The sequence below is a fragment of the Methylacidiphilum kamchatkense Kam1 genome (genome assembly GCF_007475525.1).
GTDB classification, from domain to species: domain Bacteria; phylum Verrucomicrobiota; class Verrucomicrobiia; order Methylacidiphilales; family Methylacidiphilaceae; genus Methylacidiphilum; species Methylacidiphilum kamchatkense.
The window spans coordinates 1,641,731-1,666,554 of sequence record NZ_CP037899.1 but is presented as its reverse complement, the minus strand read 5'-3'; the positions used below and the strand labels follow the sequence as shown (position 1 = coordinate 1,666,554).

General features: G+C 35.1%; 24 protein-coding genes and 1 pseudogene. 6 read left to right on the top strand and 19 right to left on the bottom strand.

All coding sequences use genetic code 11. The features are described 5' to 3' along the window. Positions 1–21: 21 nt before the first annotated feature. From kam1_RS07735 to kam1_RS07670, 16 genes and pseudogenes are all read right to left on the bottom strand, one after another. Positions 22–513 (bottom strand): class I SAM-dependent methyltransferase, encoded by a 492-nt coding sequence (locus kam1_RS07735; RefSeq protein ID WP_235276747.1) that lies wholly within the window; start codon positions 511–513, stop codon positions 22–24. A 222-nt stretch (positions 514–735) separates the two neighbouring features. Then, on the bottom strand, positions 736–1,590 hold the full coding sequence (locus tag kam1_RS07730) for a glycosyltransferase family 2 protein (protein WP_039720476.1): 855 nt from the start codon (positions 1,588–1,590) through the stop codon (positions 736–738). Positions 1,591–1,690: 100 nt separating this feature from the next. Further along, a complete protein-coding gene (locus tag kam1_RS07725; RefSeq protein ID WP_235276575.1) occupies positions 1,691–2,521 on the bottom strand; it encodes a class I SAM-dependent methyltransferase in 831 nt (276 codons plus the stop codon). A 173-nt stretch (positions 2,522–2,694) separates the two neighbouring features. After that, a complete protein-coding gene (locus kam1_RS07720) occupies positions 2,695–6,474 on the bottom strand; it encodes a hypothetical protein (RefSeq protein ID WP_370657530.1) in 3,780 nt (1,259 codons plus the stop codon). A 333-nt stretch (positions 6,475–6,807) separates the two neighbouring features. Beyond that, on the bottom strand, positions 6,808–7,128 hold the full coding sequence (locus kam1_RS10755) for a WD40/YVTN/BNR-like repeat-containing protein (protein ID WP_244946023.1): 321 nt from the start codon (positions 7,126–7,128) through the stop codon (positions 6,808–6,810). Positions 7,129–7,130: 2 nt separating this feature from the next. Next, positions 7,131–7,787, bottom strand: coding sequence for a WD40/YVTN/BNR-like repeat-containing protein (locus kam1_RS07715; protein ID WP_244946022.1), 657 nt, complete (start codon positions 7,785–7,787; stop codon positions 7,131–7,133). A gap of 415 nt (positions 7,788–8,202) precedes the next feature. Beyond that, the gene (locus kam1_RS07710) at positions 8,203–9,246 is read right to left on the bottom strand and encodes a hypothetical protein (RefSeq protein ID WP_172616765.1); all 1,044 of its coding nucleotides are present in this window, start codon (positions 9,244–9,246) and stop codon (positions 8,203–8,205) included. A gap of 24 nt (positions 9,247–9,270) precedes the next feature. Further along, positions 9,271–9,860, bottom strand: a pseudogene (locus kam1_RS10750) (glycosyltransferase). A 221-nt stretch (positions 9,861–10,081) separates the two neighbouring features. Continuing rightward, positions 10,082–10,507 (bottom strand): glycosyltransferase family protein, encoded by a 426-nt coding sequence (locus kam1_RS10745; RefSeq protein ID WP_244946021.1) that lies wholly within the window; start codon positions 10,505–10,507, stop codon positions 10,082–10,084. Between the two features lie 429 nt (positions 10,508–10,936). Beyond that, positions 10,937–12,262, bottom strand: a complete 1,326-nt coding sequence (locus kam1_RS07700) for a hypothetical protein (RefSeq protein ID WP_235276579.1) — start codon at positions 12,260–12,262, stop codon at positions 10,937–10,939. Between the two features lie 28 nt (positions 12,263–12,290). Beyond that, positions 12,291–13,214 (bottom strand): glycosyltransferase family 4 protein, encoded by a 924-nt coding sequence (locus kam1_RS07695; RefSeq protein WP_235276581.1) that lies wholly within the window; start codon positions 13,212–13,214, stop codon positions 12,291–12,293. A 281-nt stretch (positions 13,215–13,495) separates the two neighbouring features. Beyond that, positions 13,496–14,542, bottom strand: coding sequence for a glycosyltransferase family 4 protein (locus kam1_RS07690; RefSeq protein ID WP_172616764.1), 1,047 nt, complete (start codon positions 14,540–14,542; stop codon positions 13,496–13,498). 66 nt (positions 14,543–14,608) lie between these two features. Then, on the bottom strand, positions 14,609–14,992 hold the full coding sequence (locus kam1_RS07685) for a glycosyltransferase family 2 protein (protein ID WP_143958354.1): 384 nt from the start codon (positions 14,990–14,992) through the stop codon (positions 14,609–14,611). Positions 14,993–15,112: 120 nt separating this feature from the next. Beyond that, complete coding sequence (locus tag kam1_RS07680; protein WP_039720484.1) at positions 15,113–15,538, bottom strand: glycosyltransferase family 2 protein; 426 nt, start codon at positions 15,536–15,538, stop codon at positions 15,113–15,115. Between the two features lie 89 nt (positions 15,539–15,627). Next, complete coding sequence (locus kam1_RS07675) at positions 15,628–16,644, bottom strand: class I SAM-dependent methyltransferase (RefSeq protein ID WP_052250362.1); 1,017 nt, start codon at positions 16,642–16,644, stop codon at positions 15,628–15,630. Between the two features lie 15 nt (positions 16,645–16,659). Further along, positions 16,660–17,190 carry a glycosyltransferase gene (locus kam1_RS07670; RefSeq protein WP_235276583.1) on the bottom strand — a complete coding sequence of 177 codons (531 nt, stop codon included), beginning with the start codon at positions 17,188–17,190 and terminating at the stop codon, positions 16,660–16,662. Between kam1_RS07670 and kam1_RS07665 the strand changes: the two genes are divergently transcribed. Next, on the top strand, positions 17,181–18,122 hold the full coding sequence (locus tag kam1_RS07665) for a hypothetical protein (protein WP_143958353.1): 942 nt from the start codon (positions 17,181–17,183) through the stop codon (positions 18,120–18,122). The two genes, kam1_RS07670 and kam1_RS07665, sit on opposite strands and share 10 nt — an antisense overlap. A 10-nt stretch (positions 18,123–18,132) precedes the next feature. On the opposite strand, the gene kam1_RS07660 is transcribed toward kam1_RS07665, so the two are convergent. Further along, entirely contained in the window at positions 18,133–18,936 is an 804-nt protein-coding gene (locus kam1_RS07660) for an arylamine N-acetyltransferase family protein (protein ID WP_039720486.1), read from the bottom strand. Between the two features lie 566 nt (positions 18,937–19,502). On the opposite strand from kam1_RS07660, the gene kam1_RS07655 reads away from it, so the two are divergent. From kam1_RS07655 to kam1_RS10170, 5 genes are read left to right on the top strand one after another with little or no spacing between them, the layout of a single operon-like run. After that, positions 19,503–19,754, top strand: coding sequence for a hypothetical protein (locus kam1_RS07655; RefSeq protein WP_039720487.1), 252 nt, complete (start codon positions 19,503–19,505; stop codon positions 19,752–19,754). A gap of 43 nt (positions 19,755–19,797) precedes the next feature. Then, a complete protein-coding gene (locus kam1_RS07650) occupies positions 19,798–20,481 on the top strand; it encodes an AAA family ATPase (RefSeq protein ID WP_039720488.1) in 684 nt (227 codons plus the stop codon). Beyond that, positions 20,447–20,989: an AAA family ATPase gene (locus kam1_RS07645; protein WP_079254213.1), complete on the top strand. Its 543-nt coding sequence runs from the start codon at positions 20,447–20,449 to the stop codon at positions 20,987–20,989. Before kam1_RS07650 ends, kam1_RS07645 begins: the two co-directional genes overlap by 35 nt. Further along, the gene (locus tag kam1_RS07640; protein WP_039720490.1) at positions 20,989–21,207 is read left to right on the top strand and encodes a hypothetical protein; all 219 of its coding nucleotides are present in this window, start codon (positions 20,989–20,991) and stop codon (positions 21,205–21,207) included. Before kam1_RS07645 ends, kam1_RS07640 begins: the two co-directional genes overlap by 1 nt. A gap of 6 nt (positions 21,208–21,213) precedes the next feature. After that, positions 21,214–21,375 carry a DUF4276 family protein gene (locus kam1_RS10170; RefSeq protein ID WP_161792013.1) on the top strand — a complete coding sequence of 54 codons (162 nt, stop codon included), beginning with the start codon at positions 21,214–21,216 and terminating at the stop codon, positions 21,373–21,375. Between the two features lie 196 nt (positions 21,376–21,571). Here kam1_RS10170 and kam1_RS07635 read toward each other — a convergent pair whose 3' ends face one another. Next, positions 21,572–22,063: a Slp family lipoprotein gene (locus kam1_RS07635; RefSeq protein WP_039720492.1), complete on the bottom strand. Its 492-nt coding sequence runs from the start codon at positions 22,061–22,063 to the stop codon at positions 21,572–21,574. Positions 22,064–22,235: 172 nt separating this feature from the next. Next, a complete protein-coding gene (locus kam1_RS07630) occupies positions 22,236–24,650 on the bottom strand; it encodes a hypothetical protein (RefSeq protein WP_039720493.1) in 2,415 nt (804 codons plus the stop codon). Between the last annotated feature and the right edge of the window lie 174 nt (positions 24,651–24,824).

Sequence of the window (24,824 nt, the reverse complement as noted above, 5' to 3'; positions counted from 1 at the left end):
GTAAAAATATTACTTATGATTTTAAATAGGCTTTTGAGCTAAAAGAACAATATTATCACTAAAAAGTTTGCCTTTTAAAAAAGATGGCCAATAAAAGCTTAGCCATGGAATTTTTCCTTTGTTGCTATAACCAATATTCATATTAATTAAATGATTTTCCTTAGCTAGTCTTAATAAGTCGATTTCTAAAAGTGCAGTGATATGTGCTGGATAATTTCCATTTCCCTCTTGAAACGCGGCAAAATGTCCTCTTAAAAGTAGAGACCCTATACTTCTTAAGCTAAGATTATTTGGTGTTGACACGGCAATTAATCCACCAGGTTTTGTCAATCGAACAAGATTGCGGAAAAAACTCCTAGGATTTTCTAAATGCTCGATGGTTTCTATGGAAACAACAAGATCTGCTTGTTCTTCAATGGGAATGATGTCTTCATTGAGATCACAACAAATAACAGTAATACCATTAGGAACACTATCATATCTTATAATGTCAACTCCAACGTATTTATCGATGTATTTTTTAATATAAGAATAAAAATGACATTGACCACAGCCAATATCTATAACGAGGGAAAATATTGCTTACGAGATAAAACTTCTTTTAAAACCATAGTATATACAGTATCACAACTTATTCCTTTGGTTAACAATGCACGAGAATAAGTGCTCATACTATTATATCGAAAGTTATGAGAAAATAATGAAAAATACTTGTTTTCTGCTTTTCTAAGTAGTTTATTGTTTTACAAGATGATTAGGAAATTTTTCTTTCTTAGAATACTCCCATAATTTTGCATCAATAAGAAAGCGAAACCAGAATGTTTGTAACACATAGAAAATCAATCCCTCAAATCCATCTAGAAAACCTAGTTTAATAAAATATCGATATCCAAATAACAGGAAAGGACGGATGAAAAGGGGTAGCTTATAATAAAGCTGTTTTAATGCTTTTTTTTGTTCAACTGGATTTCCTTGCCATTTAGCTTTAATATTTTTCCCATTATTGAGGTTATAGTAAATCTCTTGGGCTTCTAAAGAAGCCCATCTATTGTGTCGTTGGATCCATTCAGTCAAATCCATTTGGATATCATCAATCATTGTTCCTGAAAGTTTTGCTGTTTGTCCTCGCACATAAAAATGCTGATCATAAAGGCGATCTTCACAGTGTCCTTTCCCTCTTCTGAACAATCTAAGATGCCAAGTTGGAGAAATTCCTCCATGCTTTATTATTTTTCCAAGAAAACGCACTATTCTAGGTAAATAATATCCATCAATTTGCTCTTGATTAAATAGAGTGGGATCTTTTAATTCCTGAATAAGCCCAGGAGTAAGTTTTTCATCAGCATCCAAATGGAGTTCCCAATTATTTTTAATGGGTAAATTTTCAATAGCATAATTTCTTTGTTTGGCATAGTTTTCAAAAGGATGTTGAATAATATGAACTGGATAAGCGTTTAATATCTTTAAAGTATTGTCTGTACTATAGGAGTCTACAATATGGATATCATCTGAAACAGCAAGAGCTGATTGAAGAGTGGAACTGATTGTTTTTTCTGAATTGTAGGTAAGGATTACAACAGATATATACATAATATAAATCTAATTAATAAAAAAACTGATATGTATAGTCAAGATTAGTAGAGCAATTTATTAATAAGTATATTTTGATAAAAAGATGTCGTCTATTGGCTTACTTTATGGGTTTTAAAACGAAAAGTACTGTATTAGAAAAAAGTTCGTCTTCTGAATATTCTCTAAGTTCGTGTTGAATTTCAGGAGTTAACCACTTCTTTCCAAGGTAAGGATATTTGACCCGTTCTTCTAATATACAAAATCTTTGAGAAAATAAAGCCCGATAATCTTTTCGTGAAAGCTTATTAAGGAAAGTATTTGGCCGAAATCTATTTTTTCTAAGATGTTCCCAAGGCTCACTTTTTCGTTTTATTTCGCAATTAACTGTCGAAGGAAACCATTCGGTAAGATGTCCTCCACTGATCCCTGTATAGATGTTTGGTCGAATTAAGGCCAGTCCATTAGAGTCTAACCAGTGAGCTATTTTTGGGATAAGCTTGAGAAGAGAAGGCATTGTTATATGTTCAAAAACATCTTCAGAAATTATTAGATCAAAGCTATTAGGTTGAAATTCTAATTCAGATGCATCACAAAAAAAAAGGTTTTCATTGGAGAACGAAAAATTCATTTTTTTTCCATGTAATTCGATAGCTTTTGCTAAAGTATTTCTTTCGGAAAGATCAAATAGGTAATAACGAATAAATGACTTAATTGCTCTTTCACTTCCATTTTGTTTCCATATTCTTATAATTTCAGAAAACTTCCCGTGAAGAAAAGGAATATCCAAATCCACTCCTTTAACATGAGCACCATAACTTTGAAGAAGAGCCATTCTTAAAGGTCGAGCTCCGAAACCAATCTCAAAAACACGTGAATTTTCTATAGTTTTTCCTGTGAATTTAAAAAGCAATTCGTTATATTCGTCTAAATCATCAAATAATCTCTGCATGCTATCAATTCCTTTAGGTTCATGTAAACGCATGCATAAAATATTGAAGAGTTCACGTATTTTTTCTTTTATACTTATAGGAGCTGTAGAATTAGAAGGCATAATATCTTTATTTCAAAACAAATAAGTATCAATTATTACTTAATAATTATTATAAATAATATAAAGATTAATTATTTATTAATCCAAAATATTCCCCATTGTTTTGGATCAATAGATGATTCAATAGATAAATCATTAACCATTCCTGTATTTTTATTGGACCAATACATTCTTAAAGAATCGATTGTTCCATATTTATCTGAATAAATAATTCCGAAATCTCCTAGTAACTTCTCCTCATGTGAAAAATCAAGTTCAAGCTCTTTTATAGGTATCGTTGCATATAAACTGTATCTATCTTTTTCTCTTATGATGCTTATTTTAGCGTCATTAAGAATTTTTACTTGATCAATTGTTGTTGATCCAATTGGGGACGCAAAAGTCATAGGTTTTTTTGATCCAGAAGCTAGATAGCGATAGATAACGGCGATTGGTTTGCCTTGATATACGGAAAAAACAAGTCTAAAATCGCCCATTTTTATTGATTCTTTTGAAATATTTCTAGATTGTCCGCATTCAAAAATGGCAGCGTCTCCAGTCTTAAAGAGTTGGAATGGGTTTTTCCCAAAGTTGATCATAGGGGATTCATCCATAACATCATGAAATCCAATATAAAAATATTCTTTATCAAAAGTCCAACTTGCTGAAGCTTGATGATTTGAATCAAAACTCCAGTGAGCTGTTTCCTCATTTGATTCCCAATGAAACAGATTTGGATTTGGATTACCTGCTAGGTTATGAGAAAGAGGTGTGATAGTTAAAAAAGTATTTGAAGGATTGTTTTTCAAGCCCAATTCAGGCTCGTCGTTAGTAGTATTTATTAATACAGATTGAGAAGGAAGTCGACTAATTGTTTCTAAACCTTCGATTTTTGTAACAACTGAACATTCTCTTGCATCACTGACGGGTCCAATTAGATAAAAGTTATTATCAGTTGGATTCTTAAAAAATTGACCCCCAAAGCTCTCTCCACCTGCCGAAGTATCAGTGATTTCTATTCTTCGCATTTGTTTTTGAGGAAGAGTATCCGGGGCAGCTCGGCAATCTTTAAATACACTGCCAATGTAGAGACCATCAGTAGTAAAAAAATATCTTTCTCCCAAATTTCCAGCAATACAAAATATCTCCCCAACATTCTCTAAGATAGCAGAACCAATAACATAAAGCGGACCAATTAATCTTCCAGGAGAAGCTTGTGGAGCGGAATGACTACCATGCACTCCTGACCAAGGGTTAGGATAATGCCACAGCACTTTCCCATCTTGGGTGAGCATTTCTAGGGGATCATGATTGATAAGGAGATTTCCTTTTGAATCACACCAACCTTGTGGTTCATCATTGGAAGGAGGCCGAAATAACCCAAAAATTCGTTTTGCTTTTTTTATGCTATATATTGGAGAGCCTGAATCATTAAATCCCTCACAGGGAATTTTCCAAACCGAAACAACATCTTTATTTTGATTGATCCAGAAACTGGAGAGATCAGGGCCTATAACAGGAGCCCACCATTCTCCCCTAAAAATAGGACCTCCAAGTTCTTCTTCTGAAAAGATTTCTAGTTCGTTTTCTTGCACAAGCCCATCTCCATTTAGATCAATCCATAGAAAAGAATTTTGAAGAGGATATCCTCTAGAAAGCGATTCATAATTCAGGAGGTCCCATAATTGCTCTCGTCCTTGATAGTTTCCTTCTTTACTATTCTTCCATCCTTCTCCTAGGAATATTGATGGGAACATTTCTTTTGCCCATTTTAATTGGATCGGATCAGCGAAAAGTTTCTCAGAAATAAATTTGGGAAGACGAAAGTTCTCTTTTAAAAAATAACTGATTTTTCCCATTGCTGTTAACGGTTTGGCATATCCATTTTCTTTCAATTCTGATATGCAGAGGTAATTTTTAAATCCACTAACGATCAAATTTCTTTGTTCAATTGAAAGAAATTGATGGTACATTTCAGGACCAAGACCAAATAAAGCAGTTGATTTGTTCGATCGCCATAATGTGCTTGCTACTCTCCATTGACCTTTTTGCCAATCTAAATCCACTTTATTTGCCATCACTATTCCTTCAGAAGGATTAAAAGGATTGATATTGCACCCTAGACCAGCATAAAAAGTTGATCCACAATATTCTTTTAAAAAATTCCCTTGGGTTGACCAAACACTAATCCTTCTTGGAGACTGGTCCCATTCTGCAACCCATAATCTATTTTTTTCATCAATAGTAATTCCAAATGGTAAAAACATTCCTTGAGGGTCATACTCCCCAAGAAGAGGTCTTCCACCATGTTTACCAATTTCTCTAAGTAGTTTTCCTTCTCTGGAAAATACTTTTACATTCATTGACCTACCCCAATCGGATACGTAGAGCATTCCTTCTTGATCCAAAGCAAGACCTATAGGATGATCAAGTCCGGATGTAATGAAAGGAAATATATCTCCTTGTTGATTGATCTTTAAAATGGAATGATTACTAATCACATAAACTATTCCATTCCCATCTGCAACAACTCCCGTAGGCTGCTCAATATGGAATGAACGGAGAATATGACCTTCTTCATCAAGTACAAGAACTTTGTTTTCATAAAACAAAGAACAATAAAGTCGATTCTTATTGGAGGTAAATCCCATTACTTGTAATTGGCACCATTTAGCATCCAAATTGCCATTTTCTATTGCTTCTCCTTCTGGTTCTCTTGGGGGAGGAGGGTTTAATGAAGGATTAAAATGATAAATGGTTATATAGGGTTGATTGTCTTTAAATAAAACTTGTTCTCCATTTTCAGCATTGAATCTGACTAACCTAATTTCTCCAGCAGGAATGTCATAATATTTGCACGATCCGCCAACAACCATGTATAGGAATGGTCCTAGTCTAGCTAACATACCACCGGCAATTCCGCCATTGCCCCATTTTTTGTGTCCTTCCAAGTCCAAAGCCATAACTGTACAAGCTCCTTCGGCCATTAAAGCAGAAACATAAATTGAATTTTTATCGCAGCTTATGGCTAAGGGGTTTTCATGATTGGAAAGCCATCCTCCTTGTCCATCTGGTGTAAGCCAAGGGGGATTACCCGGATTTCCAAAAGAAAATTCATATCGCAATTTAAAAGGATTGTGGAAAAGTCCTCTAACGAGATATTTTCCAGGAGGTAATTTTTGTCCATAATCATCTTTCCCATCCCACCAATCAATGTTTTTCCCAGCTCTTCTAGGGGCATCTCCTATAAGGTTTCTTAATCTATGGCCTGTTTGATCCTCAATCACTAGGCTAACATGACTATCGAATGGCAAATCGTAGGAAATAGGAATTTTTTCTTTTGTTGGATATAATTGAAAATTTTTTTGCTTATGAAAAGTCGTTAGAACAGGACATGCTTTAGTTAATTTAATTTGACCCCATGCAGTAGGGTCAGTCCAAAAAAAAGAACGATGAGGATTTTGTGGATTAATTAAGTGTGCAAATCGATGCTCGGGCCAATTTTTCCCTTTCACATTGCCCCAAAAAAATTCTAGTCCACAGGACAATTGTATGGATTGAAATTGGCTAACACTATCCATGCTGATTCCTAAAACTTTCCATGGAATCGCAATTTCTTGGTTGTATCCCTTTGCATCCTCATTTTTCTTAAAGGCTACTTGAATGCCTATTTTGCTCCCATCGTTAATATCAAAAGCTTTTGGATCCTTGTCCCACATCCCATAATGAAGGCTAACCCAAGGAAGTTGTTTGACAGTATAAAACCAAGAAGTGATATGAACGATGTTTGATGATGTCTTGATTCGAATTTGTACAGCATCTCCTTTCCATCCCCCTTGAGGATCAATTAAGGGATCTATCCAATTTTCCATTGGTGTGAAATCTTTGAATCGAAAGGAAAAATAAAGATTTTTTTGATCGAACATTGAAGCTATTTCTACAGAATGAGAGTCTTTGAGAGTTGAACAATCATAGCAGCTAAGAACTGTTCCGGAGAGGTCCCATTCTTTTAAGTCTCCATCAATAATTACAGGATTCTTTGCTAGAACAGAATAAAGAGTGTCATTCTCCGTTTGCTGGCTGTAAATGGTAGGATATAAAAAATTTATCTCTAATATGAAAAGAATTAGGAAGAAGTTTTTAAATTTGGAATTTATTATCATTATGCTTTAAACAAAGAAATAAACCCATTTTTTTGATTCCTTCTATTCTGTGTTGGAAAGGAAAATTAAATCTGTAGAAGGAATTCCTGGACAAAATCCAGCTCCCCAAATCCTCACAGTGCTTAATCCAAAAAGTGAGCTGATTTGTTTAGCGCCAGATAAAACGATTTTCCAACTTTTCCCTCCATTATCAGTTTTGAACAAAGACTCAGCTAATTTCAGATAATTTCCATTTTCTACTGCTGCATATCCCCTTCCAAGTTGGTCAAACCAAAGAGCCTTTACCGCTCGTTGAGTAGGGAGTTGATAAAGTCTCCAGCTTGCTCCTCCGTCTTCGGTGACTAAAATTTTTCCATAAGCCAATCCTATCCATCCTTTCCAACTTGTTGCAAAAAAAGAGAATGCGGATTGGGCAGATTTGGAGGAAGAAGAATTTCATTCCAAGTTATGCCACAATCACTACTCTTTAATAAATATGGTGAGAATGAAGGCTTCTTTGCTCCAAGAATATAAATAACAAAACCAGTGGATTCTTTCACGTCTCCAGGTATAGAAACTTTTAAAGAACCAAAAAAAGTCTTTTCATTCCATGTTTTTCCTCCATCAATACTCCAATAACTAGGAAAATCATTGCAAAGTACAAACCGAACAGGCCCTCTACAATACAAATCTCCAAATCCCTGAAGTTTATCAGGAAGAATTTCTTCCCAGTTTATGCCATCATTCGTCGAATGCCAAAGTCTTGCCCAAGCCATCCCATGCTTACCTTCAAGAAGCCATATTTCTTGAGGACCAGTCAATTGGACATGATACCAACCACCTTCTCCTTTCATTTTTTCCCATGTTTTCCCTCCATCAATGGTTTTATAAACTCCGCCATAACCACAAGTCCAACCTATTTGGGAATTCCAAAAGAAGATGTCAAGGAGCTGTCCCGAAGAAAAAGCTTTTTCCTGAATTCCTTGAGTATTGGTAATAATAAAGTCTGATTTTAGGAAGCTTGTTGTTTCGTTAGAAACCATACATAAAGGTGAATATCCCTGCCATAAACCAACTGAAAAACCTTTATACATTAGACTAAAAGCAAATATGAAAATAATATATGACTTAATATTCATATATCATGTTGTGATGGTATATTATATTTTTTAGAAGTTCCAATATGAATGTATATAATGATAAGTATTATATCAGTAATGAGTAAAAACAATCCATCAATAATAAAAAGCGTTGTAGCAGATTGGGCTTTCAAAAGAAATAGAATAAGAACTTTGCCACCTATTAACCAAGAACTGATGAGTCGATGATATGCTATTCCCCAACCAGTGATTATGACGTCCATTGTTGCATAAGTGATTCCAAGAAACATTACTATTAAAAAAATTAAAAAAGTGTTTGGATAATTGAAAGCATAATGATGAATTAATCTTCCTGCTATTATATAAATAATATAAAAAAGAAAAAGAAAAAAGGATACAGAAATAATAACATAAAAAGATATCTATTTGATTTTCGAAATCTCTCATTGCTTTTTTGCATGAGACGTAATCTTCTACATAAATAGTTATTTATAGGTCCTATTGCTAGCATAACAATCTGATTGAGTTTCTGAAACAAAGAATAGATGGCTACAACAGTACTTGTTGCAAATAAAGCGCCAAATAGTATTCCACTAGTATGAGCAAGAGAAAGAAGAATACCCGCTTGAAGAGAAGGAAAGACAAAACGCCATAATTCTTTTGGAATATATACGTAGTTATGGAAAGAATCAGTAATGTTAATAAGATGCTTTTGAACAATATTTAAGGAATAACCACAAATCATCCACCCTATTCCATATGAAAGAAGATCTATACCAATAAGGTAACTTAAATTAAAAAAAGATGAGTTAAAAAAGAATAGTAAAATTGCCAATAGAAAAAAACGTAAAAGAGGGCTAAAAGCCTGGAGCCAACTATAATAGTGAAACCTACCAAGTCCATATAGGAAAGCAAGACAAAAAGATTGACGATTTTGAAATAAACCGACGAGAAAGCTTAGATTAATAAATACAAATGGAATTTTTTCAAAGAAATTTCCTTTTAAATGGAAAGAAAAGATTAGTCCCCATAAAATGCATCCCATAACGAGAATGAGCTTTAATGAAAGAGCCGTTCCGGCCTTTTTGTAGGCTTCAAACACCTTTTTATTATTATGTTCTTGGCTAGATAAAACTTGTATTCCAGCTGATACTCCACTATCTGTCCATGCATTCACTAAAAATGATATTGTTTGAGTAATTATATAAGCAGCGAAAATATTCTGAGGTAGTTTCGCCACTAAGATAAGCATGCTTAAAGCATTTGATATAGAAACAAGTCCATAGGAACTCCATAATGGAAAGAGATTATTTACGTGTTTTTTTAAATGTTCTAAAGATTTTTGAGAGAAATTCAAAAAATCTATAGAAAATGGTATGTGAAAGATGTTAATAGATTTCACAATGTATTCTTAAATAGAACCTTCTTAAATAGAAGTTGCACTTGGCATCTTTTGGGTAGCATCAGATGGTTTATTCTTATGAGACTTATTGGAATTGATAAGCTGCATAAAATGTTTTTCGAGCATTTTTGCTGTTTTTTCAATAACGAAACATTTTTCTACTAATTTTCTTCCATTAGCTCCCATAGCATTTCTCCTAGTGTCATCCTTTAATAAATCTAAACAGGCTTTAGTAATTTCCTCGACATTACATGAAACTACAATACCTGCGTCTGCATCCCTAATCTCTCTCCAAATGTTTACTTTATTTGAAATAATGACGGGTGTTCCCATGGCCAGAGCTTCAACAACTGCTATTCCAAAATTTTCCGTATAGGAGGGCAAAATAAAAATATCCGCATCAGAGAGTAAAGCTATTTTCTGATCGCCAGTAACCATCCCTGTAAATATTACTTTTTTTCAAGATTATATTGTTTAACCCAAGCGGATACTTTCTTTCCATAACCCTCATTATCAGGACCAGCAATGAAAAGAATATTGTTATACTCTTGTATGATACGAGCAAAGGAAGGAATGAGAAGATCTAGTCCCTTTTTAAAATTAATCCTTCCCATAAAAAGCAAAATTTTCTGTCTTAATAAATATGGATGCAGAATTCGAAATTTTCCTTTATGAGTGTGTTGATATTCTTCTATTTTAATTCCTAGAGGAATGATTATTCCTGGAGATTTTATTTTTAATGGAGAAACTAATTCTTTTTCTTCTTGTGATGTATAATGAATAGCAGAAGCATGATGTAAGTTAGGAAAATCAAAAAAAAGCTCATGAGGAAGTTTTAATAGGCGATTTTTCTAAATAAAAAGGGATATAAAAAACCATGTGGGTTCATTATATAAGGAACACGAAATGAACGAGCATAAAGAGCTGCTATTGTAGGAGGAAAACGATATAAGGAAAAAATATAGACAAGATCAAATAGGGATATGGTATTATGTAAAGCCTGCATGAGTGGAATCGAAAAGTAATATTTTCTTAATGGAGCTATAAACGCATAAGTTAAAGGAAAGAAATAAATCTGATAGCCATCTTTGTTTATAGGTTGTTTTAGAGGGATATCTGAAAGAGAATCGACGTTATCATTAGTGGTATAGATTGTAATCTGATGTCTAAGACTTGCCAATGCTTTACTTTGGTCAAGGCAAGCCAATGAAGGTCCTCCATGCCGCAAGGAAAGACTACATATAACTGTAAGAATTCTCATTTATCTAAATAGCTTTTTAGAAGATCCCTATCCTTTGTAACAAAAATATCGATTATATTTTTTCGATTAAATCCATTTTTTTCTAAAAATCACCATAGATTTCTTTTTATCTTGTGATGAGTGAATGAGAAAGTAAGTTTCTACATTGCTTATCATGGTTGAGATGAGAAAATATTAGCCTTTTGATCTACAAAATCAATGACTTAGGAGATAACTGTGAAATAATATTTCTTATGCTCTCAACAAATATCTGAAATAATTGCTTCTATATTACCAAGAGAAAGTATTTCTAAATCTAATCCTGATGGGATGCGAATGAAATTTTCTTTCCAAATGACATAATGGCATAATCATTTTTGGTCTCATGACGGTTCATCGGAACAGATCTCTATGATAAATTAATAAATTAAGTTTCAGATATCCTATTGGCTAGAAGCTTAATTTTGAAACAGAAAGATTGGAAATTCTAACTTTTGTGACAGGTTGATTGATCTGAGAAGCTATCAAACAAAATCCTGTGAAAATCCACGCATATCCATTGGTTGTTCCCTGTCCAGTAATTTGGCCATTGAATAGGATAGGGATAATAAAAGCAAATAGAATAAAAGGCAAAGGATTCTTTAAAAGTCCTGTTGCTTTCCAACATCTGTAACCAAGATAAACAAAAAGAGTTATTCGGTACATTAAGAAAAGAAGGCCTACAATAGGGCCTAATTCGTAAATGTTTCTACTCCAATCATCTTCAACATAGTATTTTTGTTCACCTTGAAATATTGTAAAAGCATTGCCAGCTGTTCCTAAACCAAAACCCAAGAGCGGCACTTTATCAATAATTTCTGAAAATCTTACAATGTCTCCAACGATTCGTTCAATTGCAAGATAACCACCTTCATATTCTGTGGCGCCCGTCCATCGCTCATACATGGCTTCGATATTATTGGAGAATAGGGTGAAAGATAAAAATGATCCAACAATAGCCACAATAATTACAAATATGATTAATTGAGCGAATAACTTACTTGAATGTGATTTCAAACTAGCGATTATAGATCCCAAAAACACTATCGCAGTTAGAAAAAAAGCAGTGCGACTGCCTGAAATTAATAAGGTTGCTAAGATTGCTATACCTGTAATCCATAATAAGTAGCTATTAAAAAGTTTTTGATTTTTATTTTTAGAAAGTCCATAGATAAAAAAAGCTAAAGCACTACCAATGAAAAGAGCTAACCCCCCAGCTTGGGTGAATGTCCCATGAGCTCTCATTATTTCTCCACTTACCCCAAGATTTTTAAATGTTAATTCTGGATCTTCAGCAAAGCCTGCATTAATCGGAGAATCTGCTGGGGATATGGATTGAAAAAAACAAAGTGGTGCCATTGGAATGGTAAAAATCAAAGTCCATTTAGCAATTTTATCGAGTTGGTCTTTTGATAAAGCTCTTTCCATAAGAAAGGGCAGGGGCAAATATAAGAAATAATTTCTTAGACCATACAAAACAAATAATGGGGAAATCTCAGCAAAAAAAGATTCGTAAATCGCTAATAGTATGCCTACTCCAATAAGAAATAGGCCAGGAAGAAATATAGAATTAGGTTTTCGCCATAGGCCTAACCTCATGGCCAGCCAGTAAGTATAGATTACAAAGGGATCTCTGATAAAAAAAAGAATTCTAGAAAATTCCGGTAAAATCCATTTTCTGAGAATTCCCTCTGTCAAAAGCAAAACATAGATCACAATAAGAAGATTACTTAGCAAAATCTTCTTTTTTTCTAATACTTGAATTCTATTCTTTTGACAAGATTGTGGAAAGTAAATCATTATATAATTTCCCAATAGCTTCTGATGTATATTTTTTAAGATGCTCTTTAGCGTTTGATTTTAATGTATACATTTTTTTGGGGTTTCCTAAAAGCTCTTTAATTTTGTATGTTAATTGATTGATATCACCATTTGGGTAGGTAAGTCCACAGGGACCGATGGCTTCTTTTAGCCCTCCTTCTTCAGTACCAATTACGACACAACCGCATGCAATGCCTTCTAGGGCAACTATTCCAAAAGGTTCTTTCCTAGAAGGAACAACCAAGATTTTGTGTTTTTGCATAAGGCTTGCTACTTCTTGGGCATTTTTTGGACCTAAAATACTTACTTCATTCTCTAAGTGGTATTCTTTTTGAAGAATTTTAAGATTATTTTCATCTGGACCATATCCAACAAAAGTAGCTGTCAAGTTTATATTCTCTTGTTTTAAAAGAATAATCGCTTTTAAAAGGTTCTGAGCACCTTTATCTAGCTCCATCCTTCCTACAAAAAGAAGATCTTTCGGGCGATCTTCTGCCAGAGGTAAGCAAAATATTCTGTGATCATAAGCATTGGGTATAACTATCCCTCCGTAAGGGAGATGATCAGTTATTGCTTTACTAACTCCAATAACAATTTTAGCTTTTTTAAGTATCCATTTGTAAAGTAGGCCTTTAATTCCCTTAAAAGAAAGCCAATTTTGAATGATAACACCATACGGCTTATTTAATAAAGCGGAAGCCCAACAAAGCTTGATAGATAAATGATTATGCAAAATCACATCAGCATGTGCTGTGGCATAAAAAACAGTGAAGGGATCTATTTTGCGAATCACTTGGTAAGGGAAAGGATTTTTCTCATCACAATCAACAGATGTGAGTAGAGTAATAGAATGGGTCTGATTATACAACTCTTGGGCAAGTAATTGAGCAAAAGTTTCTAGCCCTCCAATTCGAGGCCAAAACGAATAGCTCGTTAGAAGAATATTCATTTTCTTTTAGATTTATCTTTAATAGGCTTCTAAATCTTGGTGTAGTTTCACGTTTAATTCTGATCCTAATTTTCTCTTGTTTTTAAGCCTCATTGTTTTTCTAAAGGCAAAGACCAGCTGGTCTGCGATTTTTTGTATACTGTAGTTTTTTATAATTTCTGTACTTGCTTTCCCCATTTTATTTCGAAGAGAAGCATCGTTCAAAAGGATGTTAAGCATTCAGTTAGTTTATCAACATCATTGGCAGGGAAAAGAAAACCATTACAATTTTCCTTGATAAGGTCCTGAGCACATCCAACCAAATTTGAGGCTATTATGGGAAGGCCAAAATTCATTGCTTCATTAATCACAAGGCCCCAGGTGTCGTTTGTTGAAGGTAAAACAAAAAGATCTGCAGCAACATAAGCCTTTGCAATTTCTGATTGATCTAGAAAACCAGTTATAATAACATTTTTAATTTTATCATTTTTGATCTTTTCTTTGATTTTTTCTCTTAAAGGCCCATCTCCAACGAGCAAAAGATAGCATGGGATTAAAGGTGATATTCTATGAAATGCCTCTAAAAGTAGTAGTGGGCATTTCATTTCAACAAATCGACCACAAAAAAGAATCACTGGGAGATTATTCTCCACTATCCCAAAATCTTTTCGTATTTTTTCTCTAAGAGGAAATAAATTTTCGTATTGTAACTGGAAATAATGATTGTCAACACCATGGCTTGCTGGATAGAGCCGTTCTTTTGGGATTCCATAATATTCAAGATATTTTTTATTTGCTTCTCCAATATATAATCCATATACCTGTGAAAAAAGAATTTTTAATGGAAAATATTTTACTACTTTTCTCCAAGTTTTTCTCTTATGTAGTAGTACATCTTCAGTACGGATAAAAGCTATTCTTTTATTAATTCTTTGAAGGAATGCGGCGATCCAATTTGTGATCAGATAATATCCATGAATCCAGAGGATATCGTATTTTTCATTCCAAAGATGGGTTAAAATATCTGTTCTTATTGGATTCAAGAAAAATTGTGGGAGATCACTTATGCTACTTTTAGGAAATTCGATCCATTGATAACCTTCTAAAAAAGAAACATTCCAATTTATATCCTTACCATAATCTTTCTGATAGAGTTTTCCTGTTGTTTTTAGGGAATAATAAATCACTGTAAAAGAAATATCTTTTCTTTGATGAAGTTCTCGATATCGAGGAATAAAATAGTGAATTGGATGAGAAACCAAATGCACAACTTTGATTGGTCTGCTTACTGTGTTATTAAGCATAAAAAATATAGTGTAGATTACTATATGCTATTACAAAGGAATATTAGAAATCCCTTTTTCATTCAATATGCCTCGAATGAACCCCAAAGTCATGATTTTTGCATAAATCCATTGCTTTTTTAATATATGGTTGATAAACTCTCGAAAGAAAACAACAAAACGAATACTTATAAATAAGGTTCCAATAATTGGTCCATAAACTTTTCTAGCAAAGAGAAATTGGTTACAATATTGATAGTATAAAAAAGTTTTTGATTTATTCAAAGAGTTACTTCTAACTTCATCAGAATGATGAAGTATAGAAAGTCTATTGACAATAGCAATAGAAAAGCCGGCTTTTCTTGCTCTTGTGCAAAAATCTATTTCATCCCAATATAGAAAATAATCTTCGTCAAAATATCCAATTTTTTCCAAAACATCTTTTTTGACTAGAAGACTACAGCCATGGGTTGAATGCACAAAGTATACTTTTTGATCCTTATCCCTATATTGAGGAATACCTCAGAGATTTCTAGGTAGAATATTTTCTTCTTGCTATTTTTCTTTATCAATTGGCACAAGCACGCTTGATCCAACTATCCCTATGTTACAAGATTCATAACCCTTGAGCTCTTCGAATAGATCATCTAGATAATGAGGAGGATAAATTACATCCGCATTAGAAAAGAGTAGATAGTTAGGAAGATCTTGACCAAAAGCATCTATTCCTTGATTAAGACAGTAAGCATAGCATTTATTCGCGTTTAACCGCAGAATATTTATATCATGACTATTATGAGAATCCTTTTTATATTCTTTTAGAAGATCAACTGTTTTATCTGTAGGTGCTGAATCAACAAAAACAATTTTCTCTATATGATGATTAAAAGTCAACTGTTGAAAAAATAAAAGCAATGGAATGATATATTTTTCTGAGTTATATGTTCCCACAATAATCCCTACTTTATAGCTATTTCTCATACTTTATAAATAATTTTTCTTAGGTTAAAATTAGGAAAGTACCATTATTTTATTTGTAAAATGTAAAGAGACCATACCTAGTTTATTTTTTAGCAATGAAAACGACTTCTTCTCCAGAAAAAGGAAAAAAGAATGTTTTCCATAGTCCCCAAGAAATATCCATAAAGGATGTCAGAAAAGGACAGAATAATAGAATTCTTTACACTAGATTGTGTCTTGAGCATTTTGCTTGCAGCTAACGTACCGACTTCTCCCCTCCAAAGAGTAAAAACTTCTCCTTTTAGTTCTAGTTCTTTCTGAATATGCCAAAAACCTTGTGGAGAAACTAAAACTAGATGCCTTGGAGAGTCAAGTCCACGCCATGATTTTAAAAATCTCTTAGCTAAAGTTCCTGTTGGATTTGGAGAAATGCTGACCAGTTTGCCTCCAGGTTTAAGAGCGATAACGAGCTTTTTGATAATAGAAAAAGGATCCGTGAGATGTTCTATGACATGGTTTAGAGTAATGGCATCATAAGTCTCTTTTGAAAGTTCAACTTCTTCTATTGTAGACTGAATGACCTTGATTCCAATCTCCATCACTTTTCTTGCAGCTAAGGGATCAGGCTCAATTCCTTCTGCCTCCCATCCAAGTTCTCTCATAATATAAAGAAATTGCCCATTTCCACAGCCAACATCTAGGATTTTTCCTTTCTTTGCTTCTAAAAAACGACACTGTCTTTTAGCTTCCAGGTTAATCATTGGATGAAGAGAAAAAAGATTACCAACGATTGAACTTTTTAGTTTCTTGGCTTCTAAATGAAGTTTATACCCTATTGAACATAGTGAAGCAATCCAGATTTTATGCCACAACTGAGTAAAAAAGTTCATAGAATGAGGTTTAAATGGATCCGGATCCGTAGAATTGTGAGTATAATAAGTTTTAGGATATAAATTAGGAATTTCTTGAGGAATCGGACGAGGATCCATGTATAAAGAGTAACAATTCAAACAGCGTTTATAGCTCCACTTTCCTTCAATATCAAAGCATGGATCTTCAGCATCCTTTATTTCTATTTTGCCTTTATCATTACATATTGGACAGTTGAGAACCTCTTCAAGAAGCATAGATTTAAGTAATACTTAATTAAAGGAATTTAAAAAGTTCATTCTTGTTTCTAGAATACCTGAAGCTCCAGTATTAGTTGTTGCAATTATAGGAAAAACTATTACCATCGATTCATGGATTACATAGCCAAATCTATTTTCAATTGAAGGAAGAACAAAAACGGAAGCTTGATGATAATAAGAATATACTTTCTCCCAGGAACAGGGTTCTATATTAATAAAAGAATATTTATACTGATATAAAATAGGTTTCATTAAATGATCAATAGAATCGAGGAGAATCAGGTCGGCATCTTTAAATTTAAGCCTTTTCCAAGCTTCCAATAAATCAATATGACCTTTTGGGAGAGTAATTGGTCCGACACAAAGAACTTTGAATTTTTTTGAGGGTTGTTTTTCAAGATTTTTTGAGCGTGGATAAAATCGTATGAAATTGTCTTTGTATGTAAGGACAAAAATTTTTTCAATCGAAAATCTCTGGGCTATAAATGAGTTTTTGACACTTGAATTACTTAAACCTTTGAAGAAAGTAGGAAATGGTGCCATCAGAATCATTAAAAATAACAGTCATTCAATATTCAATAAACAAATTGGAAAGTTTTCGTCCTGACATAAAGGAAGCGATTATCCAAGTCGGTTGGCTTCTCAACGAAGCTAATTGGCTCCGAAAGCTTTTTATGATTTCTCTAAGCGAAATTAATGAGAATGCTGAATGTGAGGCCAATGTCACATTGCGAAGTATTCTTTTGGCTATCCTGGCTGGGAAGATCTATGAAGGCATCCAATTGTTTTTCGAAAATAACAAAAAGCATACCAACCTCAAAAAGTTAGTCGAAAAACTGTGTCGCGATTGCCAAGAAACCGCTGATAGAAGAAAAAAATTGGAAAAACTTCTGACAGAGAATAAAAAGATTATAAGCAATATCAGACATATCCGGAATAACTTTGCCTTTCATTATCAAGCTTCTCTGATTCCAGCCCAATGGCCACCAATTGTGAAGAAAGAAACCCCATGTCTGCCGATCTACTTGACTGATCATGATGGAGACTATTTGTCTTTTCTATCGACGATCGCCTTTTTTCAGAAGCTTATTGAGCCAATCGATCAAAAGGAAAGACAGGAGATGGAAAAGTGGGATAAAACAAAATGGGAAGAAGCAATTGAGAAGATGGGGAAGTTAATCTTACATGTATCCTCTGTTTATTACGAATTTCTAGTACATATCTTTTCTAATCTCTTAAAAACATATGGTGGGGATAAAGAAGAAGAGCTACCGATTTCTCAGGCTCCAAAATATAACGAACAGGTTATAAAATTTTTTATGCATCCTCCTAGCAAAGAGGAGCTAGAAAATTATAAAAAGCAGCTGAAAAATAGGTCTCTACGTTTCAAAGTAAAGAAATTTCTAGAGTACCTGAAGAAGATCAGCATATGGCTTAAAGGTTTATGTCGAGGCAGTCAGCCGAAAAGGGATTAGTAGATCCTTGTTATTCTTTGAAAGTAAATCTTGTATTGGGAGGAAAAGATAGGCCAAATTCATTTAAGAGAATTTCTAGAAGCTCTTCATCATCTTTCAGTTCCTTTTGGAATAAGGAAGAAGGAGTTTGGACTGTAAATACTTTATTACGCAATATCTTCCGTTCTTTTGGGCAGACCGATTGAACGATTAATGTGTGGGTAAAAGGTGAATCAGGATGAGTGGAGACATAATAGTTTGCTATTTTGTAATCAATTTCTTCTTGAGGTTCTACTGAAAAGGAATAGAGAGTCGACCAGCTTTCCTTTTGAAGAAGCTCTAAGGCCCAGAGGTGTCCTATCCTCTTTATTCGATAAGTCCAACCAAAAGCAGTGGTTTCTACGTTTTCCTTTAAAGGAAGAGGAAGCAGAAGGCCATGGCCACCAAAACCAACATCTGCTAACCAATTGGATCCATCATGGTGGACGAGCAGCGCCATGTGGGTTCTAGGAAGAATTTTATTTGTCCGGTAATGAACCCTTGCAGCTAACCTAGTTATAGGAAATCCAAGGATGTTGAGGATATGAGCAAATAACAGATTGTGTTCAAAACAATATCCACCTCTTTTATTATTAATAAGCTTTCTTTCTATATCTGGTAATGCAAGAGAGATACTTTTCCCAAGGAGGATATCGAGATTTTCAAAAGGAATGTGTTGTGTATGGGATAGATGAAGATCAAATAAGGTGTTTAGACTTCTGGCGCAATCTCCTTTATAATGAATCCGTTTAAAGTAACGATCAAGATCAATGGTCGATTGATTCAGAACTTCCATAGCAAGCTTTTTCTAAACAAAAAATTTTCTATTTACTAACAACAAAACAATCTTGAGCAAATAAAGCTGTAGTTTTGAATAAAGCATAGGACCTACGATTAAAAAAAATAGAAATGTAAGGGCCTATTTTCATCTCTTTTTTATAGCTATTGGTAGCAATATCAAAATAAAATCGTTTTTTTCTTGGATTAGATTGAGGTTTTTAAAGGTATGCTTTTATATAATTCATCATTTTTTCTTTTATTAGAGCTTTATCAAATGCCTATAAAAATAGACAAAAAAGGGCTGTAATATCATTAAATTTATTAATGCGATTCTTTTAAACAAGTCTATTGCTGGATAAAAAGGTTTTTTTAAAACAAGTATTTTAAAAAAATCCGATAAGAATATTTTTGTTATATTTTATCTTTAAGCATACAAAATTGTTTTAAGTAAATTTTTTTTAAAATAAATAGTTTTTAGAATCTATTCAGAATAGAGAAAATCGGAATTTTCTAAAAATTTCTTGCATTTAAATATCTATAATTATATTTATAAAAAAACTAGTCTAGTTTATAGGAGATATAATGAAATTCGAACTACCTATTATATGGAAAAAATCAACACATCAACCTCACTTGTATGCCATTATGGATTCTAAAGGTAAATGGATTGCTGATGTGCCTGATGAGCAGACAGCTATGGTTATTGTTTCTTCTCTGACAGAGACCATGAAAAAAGGACTGCAAGATGGTGAGCAAAAGGTAGATGCTGTTGAAAAACCAAAAAAAGGGGGAACTACAAAGTCCTTACAGCAATACAATAGACTAAAAAAATAGTTGTAAAGTTTATTATTTTTTATTTTTTGAAGCAATTTCTTTTATGATCCGACGACTTTCGCTTGAAAATATCCTAAGTTTTCAATCCCTTCCTCGCCTTGAGCTCCAACAAGTCAACGTTCTTGTTGGTCCTAATATGTCTGGGAAAACTAACCTACTTCGTGTGCTTAAGTTTTTGATCCGTGCCCTTAGTCCTCCTCCAATGGGAGTGGGCGTGCAGCAAGCTATTCGTGAATATGGAGGAATGCCTGAGCTTTGTTGGAAGGGAAGTAAGGCGCTTTCTTTTAGCATTGAGATAGAAATTGAATGGTTTAGACAGGATTTGAAAAGATTGGTTCGTTATGAATATGGTCTTTCGGTTGAGGAAAGTTTTTCATCCCATAGCGTAGAAGTAAGTAAGGAACATTTATACCGTTTGGAAGGAGAAAAGAAAGAGCCAATATTTGAAGCAGAACGAGGAATCCTTCAATCCCTAACTCCTAAAGTGCTTCCTTTAAACACAACATTTCCAAGCGAAAAATCTTTTTTAGAAGTCTTTGGTGTCGAAGGTTTTGAAGGAACAATCTTCCGTCAATATATTGGCCAATGGCGCTTCTATCAACTTATCCCCACTTTCATGAGACAACCCAACTTTGGTGTCCTGATCCCTTTTCTTTTTTCTTTTAGAGAATGGTCAGAATTTTTCAAGCTGGTTGCATTTATTGCTACAGAATCATCAATTTTCTGATCGGTTTAAACAAGCCCTTACCGATCTTCTTCCTCAGATCAAGGATATACAAACTTCTCAAACTGCTTATGGGCCTGTGCTTTTATCAGTATATGAAAAGTATCTAGAGGAAGTACCCATTTCTATCTATCAACTTTCCGATGGCGAGCTTATTTGTTTAGCTTTTCTTGCTCTTATTTTGGCACCTAACGAGCTAGGAGCTTTTCTTTTTTGTATAGAAGAGCCTGAAAATTTTCTTCATCCTTATCTAATAGACGGCCTAGTCGAAGTCTATTTACAACGCCAAAGGGAGCTTGGACCACAAGCAGCGCAATTGCTGATTACGACGCATTCTCTGCATCTGATTAATAACGTTAATATAGAAAACCTTCTAATTACATCCAAAAAGAAAGGCGCTACGCATATCAGCTCTCCAAAAATGAAAAAAGAAGTTCAAGAAGTCCTTTCCCGTGAGGAACTTGGTTTGGGCGACCTCTTTTATTCAGGAACGCTAGAGGGGGAGGATTAGTGGGACGTATTGGAATCCTTGTTGATGGGCGATATGATAATGAAGTCATTAATGCTTTGATTAAGAGACAATTCCCAAATCAGAAACCAATAATCCGTAAATCCCCTCCACGCCAATTCAGCAAAGCGATAGCAATATTAAATGCAAATATGGACGACGATGTAGATGGGTTTATCTGGGTTACTGACGCTGAGCAGGATGATCCAGATGAATTATAAAAAAGCATGGAAATTGAAGTAAGAAAAAATAGGGAAAGAATTACTCGACCTGTTCAATGTGTGGTTGTAGTCCCTATGTTAGAAGCTTGGCTGCTAGCCGATCATACTGCTCTTGAAAAAGTATTAAGGATTAGTGTGAAGGAATTCACAGCCCTTAAAAACTTCTAGATCCCAAAGAGCAACTGAAAATCCTATTTTCCAAAGCCAATCAAGTCTATACGGCTAAGGCAGCCAAAAGAATAGCTGAGCAATTGGACATGGCTTGGGTGAAAAACAAATGCCCAAGTTTTAATCAGTTTATGAGCGCTATGCCAATGCTTAGCCGAATAGCTAATTGATTTACAAGCACGCACAAGATAAAGATTTAAAAGAAAAACCCTGGTCCTATTCCCAAGTACCATCCACTGCTTGGAATAAAGTCTTCTGGCCAGAGATAGATAAAATTGGCATAGAGAAGGAGTTGTTTTTCTTTTCCTTTTTGTAAGCTCCCCACCTTTCCGTAGACCGTAATAAGGCGGCCTTGGGCATAAATTTCTGGATCCAGAAAATCCTTGGTGACTACTGTAAACCTCTTTTTATTTTTGGATGAATATTTAGGTTTTCCTGAATTACCTAGTTCTCTATGTTCTATGAGGAGTTCTGTACGATCTTCTAAGGGCGTATTTTCTATAATTACTCCTCCTAGTAGCACCGAACGGTTTTTAAAGGATTCAGGGTTCTTTAAAAGCAACTCAAAAGAAGGCTGATTTTTAGCTTCCCTACGTATTTCTTTAGGAATCGGAGAAGCAGAGGCAATCAATGCATAAAAGAAGATCCCAAAAAAGAAACAACAAGCTATCTTATTTACTGACTTCATCCTTACCACCGACGAATTTTAAAAATCCTTTTTCCCTATAAAGAAAACTACAAGCCTAATTTAATGTATGAGTACACCAATTAAGATGCTAAGTTGTTATGCAAAAAAGGGGGGGAGGAAAGCGCCAAGGCTGCTTTGATGCAAGCGGCATAAAAAGGGTGACAAGAACAACCTATTTCCAGCTTTCAATGACAATTTGCCTTGATTTTTGATAGGGATATTTCTGAATCAGCTCTTTGATTGGCAACTTTTCGTCTCCTTCGCGCATGAAGTGCAGGAGCACAACAGAAGCCCAGTAATCATTTTCATATTCGGTACCTACGAGCTGAACGGGCACTCCTTTTGCATTGACGGTATGACAAGCAGAACAGCTGACGGGGCCTGCATACCGACCATCGGGTGAATACTGTAGAGCCTGCTTATGGGTGGTAAGATCCACGGTGTTTTCTTCTCCTTCAGCTCTGACTGGATAAAGCCCATGGATCGACTCATGACAGGACTGACAGGCAATTTTACCGTGCGCCTTCGAAAACCGGTAAAGCGAGTATTTACGAGGCTGATCGACAGGGAAATATTTGCCTCCCATGCTTTCTACAAAGGGAGCCGCATGGCAGCTTGCACACTTTGGTTCAGCAGGCGCAAGCCACCAATCGCTCCCTCCTGATGCCTTTTCGTAGGGCACAGGCACACCTTCTTTGGCGTTCCAGGCCAACAGCTTTAAGTTGCCTTTGCTATCCTTTGTAGCCTTTACTAGGGTAGCTCCTTGATGATTATTGAAAAACTCATAAAGCGGATTATTTCCGTCTTTTATTCTCGGATCAGCCATATCCGCAAACCGCTTAGAATCTCCATCAGCTAGCACCTTGATGATTTCATCGACACTCTTATTCCTTAATGTTTTGCCTTCCTGGCTGACTGCATTATCCAGATCGTCATACTTATAGAGTTCATGAGAAAGTTGATTATGACAATTCGTACAGGTAAGCCCGCGGAGCTCCGAGACCGGCTGATCGTTCTCATCTCTAGTACTGACGTTTTCCAAATACCACTTCCCAAGAGAATTCAAAAAGAACGGTGGTTTGACAGCCGGGTTCGTATGAGCATCCCTTCTTAAATAGCACCCGCCTCCAGCAGTCCTTTGATCAGCATTCGCGTATTTATTGTTCCCGTTAGAATCGATGATCTGATAGGGATTCGTATCAAAATTATTCATGTTTGGATTAGTCCAGTGCGTAGGATGGCAGGCCTGACAGCTAACGGTTCGGCCGGCTTTATCATTCATATCAGCTAGGAAGTTCGCATGTACGGCATGAATAGATTCGGTCAGAGGCTTTGCTTTGACAGCTTTATAACCAGTAGTTCCGGGTCTTGGTTCCTGAAGATTTCCAGAAACGTTATCCCCATGACAGTCGGCGCAGTTTACAGATCCAACCGATCCGAGCCGATTCGAAGAAGCATTCGGGTTATAGTCTTTTAAGAAATTGGTTTTAAACATCTTATCGTGGAGTTCGAGCAGATTAATGGAAGAGGCTGAAAGCCTTGCCATGTATTCGGATTCATCGGGATAATTCTTTTTCCAGTACTCGTATTCTTTTTCAAAAAGGACAATGCCAGCTTGTCTGGAAAGCTTCGCTGCCTTGCCATCTCCTGAATGGCACATGACACAGTTAGGAATATCCACAGGATTGGTCCCAAAAAATTCGACTTTTTTCCCTTCGACGGTAATCGGGTTTCCGGAATCGTCATGCAATTGCACGGTAGAATATTGATAAGGTTGAAAATCTTTATCAGTGATCGTTCGAATAGTTCCTTTCCTTACCGAATCATTAAACGCAGTCAGCGGCAAGCCAAGAGCATCCCAGATATTCGAAGCAGTTAGTTTAATGGCAATATTTTTCACTTCTGGGATCATCGAATCGGTAAAAACGATATTCCCACCGTTATCGGGGGCATACTCAAGATAGCCTCCCGCAAGGGGCTTTCCGGAAGGCCCTGCATCGATTGGCACCATGACATCTTTTCCTATATGGATCCGCTTTTTAATCGACCAGTCTTTGGGCAGAGTGCCTTCTAAATCTTTATAGATAAAAAGGTGTTCCCAGACGTAATTCGCCATGTTATCCCCAGGGTCAGCAAGGCTCCCGTTGCCGTTAACGTCTTTTAAAACGGACCAGTATCTCATTTTGTTGCCTTCCGAATAGCTATTGTCTTTGAGATAGTAATAGAGCTTGACTTTGTCCTCTGGGGTTAGCAATTTTGGAAGGGTTCCATTGAGGCCGGAGGCAACGGCTTGAGCTTGGATCGAGTTATAAGGGGGAATGACACAGCAGTAGGAAATATCAAAACCGACACAATGCATCCCAAGCTCATAGTTGATGAAAATGTTGTAGGGATTTTTAGGTTGATAGCCTTGGATGGTTTTTTGGGTTAGGGGATCTTTGATTTCCACAGGCTTAAGTTGCTCCAATCCAAAAGGCGGGTTTGGATCATAATAATCGGCTGCCTGAAGAAACGACGCTGCCCAAAAGAAGATATAACTGAGTACTGGTAGTAAAACTTTTCTAATTTCTCTTTGAAGTCTATGCATGGCTATCTTTCCCAGTAGAAATCTAAAGACTGAATTTGATATCACATATTATATCGTCTATACCAAGTAATGAGGTATTTTTTAAAGAAAAAAATGAGAATAGATAGGGAAATATTATGGGAAAAACAATAGGGGAAAAGCTGAGTCCTCTGCAGAGATAGCAGCCAAACTAAC